Annotated in this window: 7 protein-coding genes; 4 read left to right on the forward strand and 3 right to left on the reverse strand. The window is 71.0% G+C overall.

The genetic code is table 11. The features are described from left to right. Window positions 1-259: 259 nt before the first annotated feature. Both VN520_RS15230 and VN520_RS15235 read left to right on the forward strand, forming a co-directional pair. The gene (locus VN520_RS15230) at window positions 260-1,345 is read left to right on the forward strand and encodes a DUF7669 domain-containing protein (RefSeq protein WP_325747450.1); all 1,086 of its coding nucleotides are present in this window, start codon (window positions 260-262) and stop codon (window positions 1,343-1,345) included. Further along, window positions 1,342-2,025 carry a DUF6308 family protein gene (locus tag VN520_RS15235; RefSeq protein ID WP_325747451.1) on the forward strand — a complete coding sequence of 228 codons (684 nt, stop codon included), beginning with the start codon at window positions 1,342-1,344 and terminating at the stop codon, window positions 2,023-2,025. The genes VN520_RS15230 and VN520_RS15235 overlap by 4 nt, the downstream gene beginning before the upstream one ends. Window positions 2,026-2,118: 93 nt before the next feature. Here VN520_RS15235 and VN520_RS15240 read toward each other — a convergent pair whose 3' ends face one another. Both VN520_RS15240 and VN520_RS15245 read right to left on the reverse strand, forming a co-directional pair. Next, window positions 2,119-2,505 (reverse strand): TA system antitoxin ParD family protein, encoded by a 387-nt coding sequence (locus tag VN520_RS15240; RefSeq protein ID WP_325747452.1) that lies wholly within the window; start codon window positions 2,503-2,505, stop codon window positions 2,119-2,121. A gap of 200 nt (window positions 2,506-2,705) precedes the next feature. Next, window positions 2,706-3,047 carry a hypothetical protein gene (locus VN520_RS15245; protein WP_325747453.1) on the reverse strand — a complete coding sequence of 114 codons (342 nt, stop codon included), beginning with the start codon at window positions 3,045-3,047 and terminating at the stop codon, window positions 2,706-2,708. Between the two features lie 267 nt (window positions 3,048-3,314). Here VN520_RS15245 and VN520_RS15250 point away from each other — a divergent pair, with 267 nt between their 5' ends. Beyond that, window positions 3,315-4,277 carry a DEAD/DEAH box helicase family protein gene (locus VN520_RS15250; RefSeq protein ID WP_325747454.1) on the forward strand — a complete coding sequence of 321 codons (963 nt, stop codon included), beginning with the start codon at window positions 3,315-3,317 and terminating at the stop codon, window positions 4,275-4,277. Window positions 4,278-4,379: 102 nt separating this feature from the next. Here VN520_RS15250 and VN520_RS15255 read toward each other — a convergent pair whose 3' ends face one another. After that, complete coding sequence (locus VN520_RS15255) at window positions 4,380-4,907, reverse strand: hypothetical protein (RefSeq protein WP_325747455.1); 528 nt, start codon at window positions 4,905-4,907, stop codon at window positions 4,380-4,382. A 317-nt stretch (window positions 4,908-5,224) separates the two neighbouring features. On the opposite strand from VN520_RS15255, the gene VN520_RS15260 reads away from it, so the two are divergent. Next, a partial coding sequence (locus VN520_RS15260; RefSeq protein WP_325747456.1) for a hypothetical protein occupies window positions 5,225-5,802 on the forward strand: 578 nt, incomplete at its 3' end.

Raw genomic sequence — 5,802 nt, forward strand, 5'->3', positions numbered from 1 at the left:
CCTGCGGGCATCAGCGGTCCCCAGCCACAACCGGTTGGCCCCCCGAGCGCGATTGCTCGAAGCGTCCGGCCCGATGCCGGGGTGCTTCGACGCGATGCAGGACCTCGCATCCGATCACGTGTTCGAACGCATGTTCGATCAAGATCGACTCAGCCGCAAGATCAAGTTCCGGGCGAATGCCACCTGGCCTCTCGCGACTCGACTGGCCAGTTCGCCCTCCGACCGCGACTGTCGGAGTGCTGGCCTACGGTCCTTCTGCATGAGCGATGCCCCGGTGTGGCCGGTTCCGCAGACGCTGGGCGGCGACGGTGCACCGCCTGCGCGCATGACCCCTCCGGGCAGCACTTCCGAACATGACCGCCGTGTCGCAGGCCGGAGTGACGGAGCAGGCGCCCACACGGAGCCGGACTGGATCCGACTGTGGGCCGCCGTTGCCCAGCGGATCGCCGCACACGGCCGGGCGGGACGCACCCACCTGCTCACCGAGGACGTCCTCCGGTTTGAGACCGTTCTTGCGCTGGAGGGGTTCGGCATCACGCCGGACCGGGTCGCCGTGGAGGTGCCCGGAGCATCCGCCATCGGCGGGCGCCTGGACCTGGTTGTCGACGGCCTGGCCGGTGCTGTCGTCGAGCTGAAGTTCCCGCGGGACAGCCGCACCGGCATCTCCCCGGACACGATGACGTTCGGCGAACTTCTGCGGGACTTCCTCCGTGTCGCCGTCGCGCCGGCAGCTGAGCGCTGGGTGATCCAGGTGCTCAACGACCGGCTGGCCCGCTACGTGGCCGCGGCCTCCCAGCGAAGCGGGCTGAGCTGGTCGGGCGCTCCCGGTCAGCAGGTGCGCCTGCCCGGGGCGGCCGTCGCCGCGCTCCCTCGAACCGCCACGCAGGCGATCGGTGCCGCGTTGGTCGCCGGCATGGTGACGGCCGAGTGCGTCACCGCCGAACCCGCCGGTGACCAGTTGACGCTCTACGCCTACCGGGTCCAGGGGGTGACCGATGGGGGACCGGTCACGCTCGCGGCCGATCCAGCTGCCACGACACCGGAGCCGCCCAACAGCTCGGGCGCGCCCGCCGAAGCCTCCGCCGCCACCCGGGAAGGAGCTCGCCGGGTAATCCTCGCGGCGGCTCAGGCAGTCACCAGCCGCAGTGGACGGGCCGAGTTCACCATGCCGGAGGTCATCGCCGAGATGCGCCGCCGTGGCACGGGCTACGCCGAGGCGACCGTCCGCACGATGATCAGCGCCCACTTGTGCGCCGAGTCCACCGGCGACGGCGTCGCCGGGTACGCCGACCTCACCCGCGTGGGGCGCGGCCTGTACCGGCGGAACGAGGCGCAGGACCTGTGACCCGGCAGCCGATCGGCCTGACCGACTTGCTCGCCGTGGTGGACGACCCACAGGCGATCGCGGATCTGCGCAGCTACTTCCAACCTGACCTTCCCGAGGGCGTGGCCCCGCACTACTCCGGAAGCCGGTTCGAGTTCATCGGCGGCGGCGGGGACCGGTCCGAGATGGCCAACCAGATCACCCTCGACGACCTGGTCGCCGTGACGCTGCTCGAGGTGCACGTCCCCGGTGATGTCGCCCTACAACTCCTCGAGGGCAGCCTCGGGCCCGACATCGCTCGCCACCTCGAACAGATACCCACCGACGTCAGCATCAGCGACCCCGCAGCTGTGCAGCTCTTCGATACCTCGTCGCACGCCCGCGTCGCCTGGGACCTCCTGGAGGAGCCCTACGGCATGGGCTGGGTCATCACCAACAAGCTCCTGGCTCGAAAGCGGCCCCGCCTCATCCCGGTGTACGACCGGGTGGTCCGCTGCGCCTACGGCAGGCCGGCCGGCCTGTGGAACTGGCTGGCCGGGATGTACGCCGAGGACGCAGGAGTCCTCTCCGACCGCCTGCTCGCCGTGCGTGACGCGGCCGGCCTGTCACCGCACATCACCCCGCTGCGGGTCCTGGACGTCATCGTGTGGATGCGCCACGGTCCTCATCACATGCTCAGCCGCTGCGCAGGCCGCCTCTGACGCAAGCATGGACTGTCCCACCCCGTGGGGCGGCTACTGCACCTCCGTCGGCATCGAGACCGCGCTGCACCAGCGGCTGGGCGCCATGCGGCGCTACCCGGGGGGCTTCGTGCGGTCCGGGTGGTGATGCGTCAGACGGCCATGCTCGTCGAGGGCGACCGTGGTCACACCACGGGCGGCGAGCACCTCGCCGAACCGGACGGCGGAGGCCGCTTCGCAGATGGCCGTGTCCAACTCGGCGTTCCACACGACCCGCTCCTCGGCGCTCAGGTCCCGCTCGTCCAGCGCACCGGCGAACGCGGCCTCGATCCGGCGACTGGCCTCGGCCGGCTGCGCGGAGACGAGACGGCCGACGCGGGCCCAGTGCTCAAGCTGCTGCGTCGCCGAGCGGGCGTGCAGCTTGCCCTCAAACGCGGCCGCGTCCATCAGGTCCGCCGCTACGCGCGCCTTACGTCCCATCGCCGCCTTCACCCTGGCCACCTCCTGGACACGCGCTATGCCGTAGCACGGTACGCAGCACCCGGCCGGGGTCTACCTCGCTATGCGCGGTTTCACCCCAGCGAAGGTCAGAGCTGCGCTCGCGATGCCCCGCTCCCAGCCGGGGTGCTTCCTCAGCCCGCACGGCCACGCGGGCACCGGGGCTCGCGACTGGAACAGGGTCAGAGGCGGCGGTGGGTGGGTCAGAACCGCCGGCTGGGAAGTTCGCCGATGCCGCGCGCGCCGGCAAGCTCGTGCAGGCCCGGCCGGAAGTCGTGGGAGGTACCGCCGCTGGAGACGTGTGCGAGCGCGGCGTCGTCGACGGCGTCGGCCAGACCGAAGGTGTCCAGGATCTGACGTGCCCGCAATGCCCGTTGGCCGCGCGTGCCCGACCGGTCTCCGCCGAGCAGATGCAAGGCCTCCCCGAAGGCGGCCTGCCACAGCTGCGGACCGCGGGCACCGGTGAGCTGCCCAAGGTGGAACATCCTGAGCAGGGTGATGGAGACGAGCTCGGTGTAGTGCTGCAACGCCTCGGCCACAGTCATTTTCGGCGGTCCGCCAAACAGCCCCACAGTGCTTCCTCATCTCTCGAGCAGTGGTCGTGGACCGTACGGCGCAGGTGGGAGCAGGGGGAGGCTCCGGGCGGCATCTCCCTCGGCGTGGTGAGGGTTCCCCGTCGCGGTCGGAATGTCAGCGATGTGGCATACGGTGCGCGGCCGACCCGATACCGTGCGGAGTGCTGCACTCGGGTGCGGTCCGCGGACCGTCCGGCAGGTCCTGTAGGTCTACGAGAGCACGGGGGTGCACCACCGATGGGCAGCGAGAGCTACCTGACGCCCGAAGCGCGTGCGCGCGTGCGCATCGACCAGATGCTCACCGCAGCGGGCTGGGTGGTGCAGAACTACAAGGACATCGACCGGATGGCCGGCCGCGGCGTCGCCGTGCGTGAGTTCGAGCTTGCCGGTGGCCACGGCCGTGCGGACTACCTGCTGTTCGTCGACGGCGAAGCCGTCGGTGTGCTGGAGGCTAAGAAGCAGGGCATGTCGCTCACCGGTGTCGAGACGCGGTCGGCGAAGTACGCGGCAGGCCTGCCGTTCGGCATACCGGCAGTCGGGAAGCCGCTGCCGTTCGCCTACGAGTCCACTGGCGCGGAGACGCAGTTCACCAACGCCTTCGACCCGGTGCCACGGTCGCGCGAGGTGCACTGGTTCCACCGACCCGAGACGCTGGCCCGCTGGGTGAAAGCGCACCGCGCCATGCCCGACACCGCAACGTTCCGCGGCGGACTGCGGCACCTGCCACCGCTGGACCGAGTCGGGCTGCGCCCCGCGCAGTACGACGCGATCTTGGCCCTGGAGGCCTCGCTGGCCGCTGACCGCCTGCGCGCCCTGGTGCAGATGGCCACCGGCGCAGGCAAGACGTTCATGGCCGCCGCCGAGACGTACCGCATGCTGAAGTTCGCCGGCGCCCAGCGGGTGTGCTTCCTCGTCGACCGGGGGAACCTGGGCCGGCAGACGCTGCGGAAGTTCCAGACGTTCGTCACCCCTGACACCGGCCGGAAGTTCACCGAGCTGTACCAGGTGCAGCTGCTCACCTCGAACAAGGGCGGGCATTCGCTGCGGGGAACCCGAGCGCCCTCGGGACATCGCCCGCGGACTGTCGTCAGTTTCGTCGACGGCCGGCTTCGACGAAACGCGACCGGCTCCGCGCCCGCCGAGGGCCCCGGGCCTGACTGGGTGTGCTCCTGTCGAGGTGAGTGCCGCGGTGCCGTCTGAGAGCGCCGTCGTCGATTTCGCGTAGGCGCAGCGAGCCCGTCGGGGCCCGGCGGCACTTCAGAACGGCATTGGTCGCCACATCGAGGGCCCGTGGGTGCGCAGTCACTCGTTGATGTCGGCGACCCCGTTGCCGTTGAGATCCGAACCAGGGCCGAAGCACTCCTCGACGGTCGCCGTCCCGTCGGAACAGCGGACCTCCAGGTCGGAGGTGACATAGCCGTCATCCCCACCGCTGTCCCCTGTCTGCTTGGTGCAGCCCGCGGCGTCATCGAAGTACCAGCCCGGCGGGCACCCGCCCTCGGCGTCGATCACGGCCTGGGCGGCCGCATCTTCGGCCGCCTGCCGCGCCGCTGCCTCTTCGGCCGCCTCCTGGGCTGCTGCCTGCTGCGCCGCTGCCTCCGCGGCGGCAGCCTGTGCTGCCGCCTCGGCAGCGCGCCGCTCGGCCTCGACTCTCTGTGCCTCAACCGCCGCCCGGGCAGCCTGCTCGGACTCGACTTCCAGTCCCGACGGGCCCACCCAGGCACGGGTCGCCGAGGGCGCCGCCCCAGCGGTCGCGGGTTCGGGAGCGCTGCTGCAGCCGGTCAGCAAGCCGACGGCGAGTACCGCTAGAGCGGGCAGATGGTGACGCATGAGATGACCCCCGTGGAGCGCCGATTCCCTTGTGGACGACGGCGCGGCACGGATCGTGGCATGTGCCCTGGACAGAAGCGAGACCGGTTCGTCCAGACGTGGGCGGCGAAGATCGGGGCTTCCACCGCAGGGGCTGCTCGCGGTAGCTGTGGAGCGAGCCGGCCGCTGATCTCAACGGGCGGGAGGTGGACTGGTCGCCCCACCCGCTGGGTCCGGCGAACCGCCCCGTCGGAGGTACACCACCCCTGCGGTTCCCGGGTTTCGTCTCCGGTCGCTGCCAGACTGCTGCTCCGCACCGGGGGAGGACAGCCGTAGGCATGGGCACGCAGGACCAACGTCACGAGATGCTGTGGCGCAGCCGCTACGGCAGCAACAGCGCGACCTACCTGAGCCGGAGCATGCTTCTGCCGTCGGAGCCGCGCCCACCGGTTGTCTCGCCGACCGGCTGGACGGCGTCGGCCGGGCGCGCATGGCGACGGATGCCCACCAAAGCGCAGTGGGTGGCCGCCATCGCGGTCTTCATCGGCATGCAGAGCGCCGCCCCGCCATCTGGAGTGGTGTTCGTCGTGCTCCTAGTGGTCCTCTTGGCCGTCACCGGCGACAGCGAGCCGCCCTCGGCGACGGTGGAGCGGGCGCCACGGCCGTCCCGTAAGACGGCCGAACTCGCCTCGGCCACCTCGATCGAGGCCCAGGTCGCCGGCGCCGCAAGCCGGGCTTGGGACGAGACCCGTGTCGAACCGTCCTGGTCATCTCCGCTGCTGGCGGGAACCCGTGCGGCGTTCGACGGCCGCCGGGAAGTCGATGCGATCGTCGACCTCGCGCTGCGGATCCTGCACGCCCGGGTGGCTTTGGGTGAATCGCCCGCTGGCCCCGCCCGCGCCATCTGGCAGGGGCA

Source organism: Streptomyces sp. (assembly GCF_035563135.1).
GTDB lineage: Bacteria > Actinomycetota > Actinomycetes > Streptomycetales > Streptomycetaceae > Streptomyces.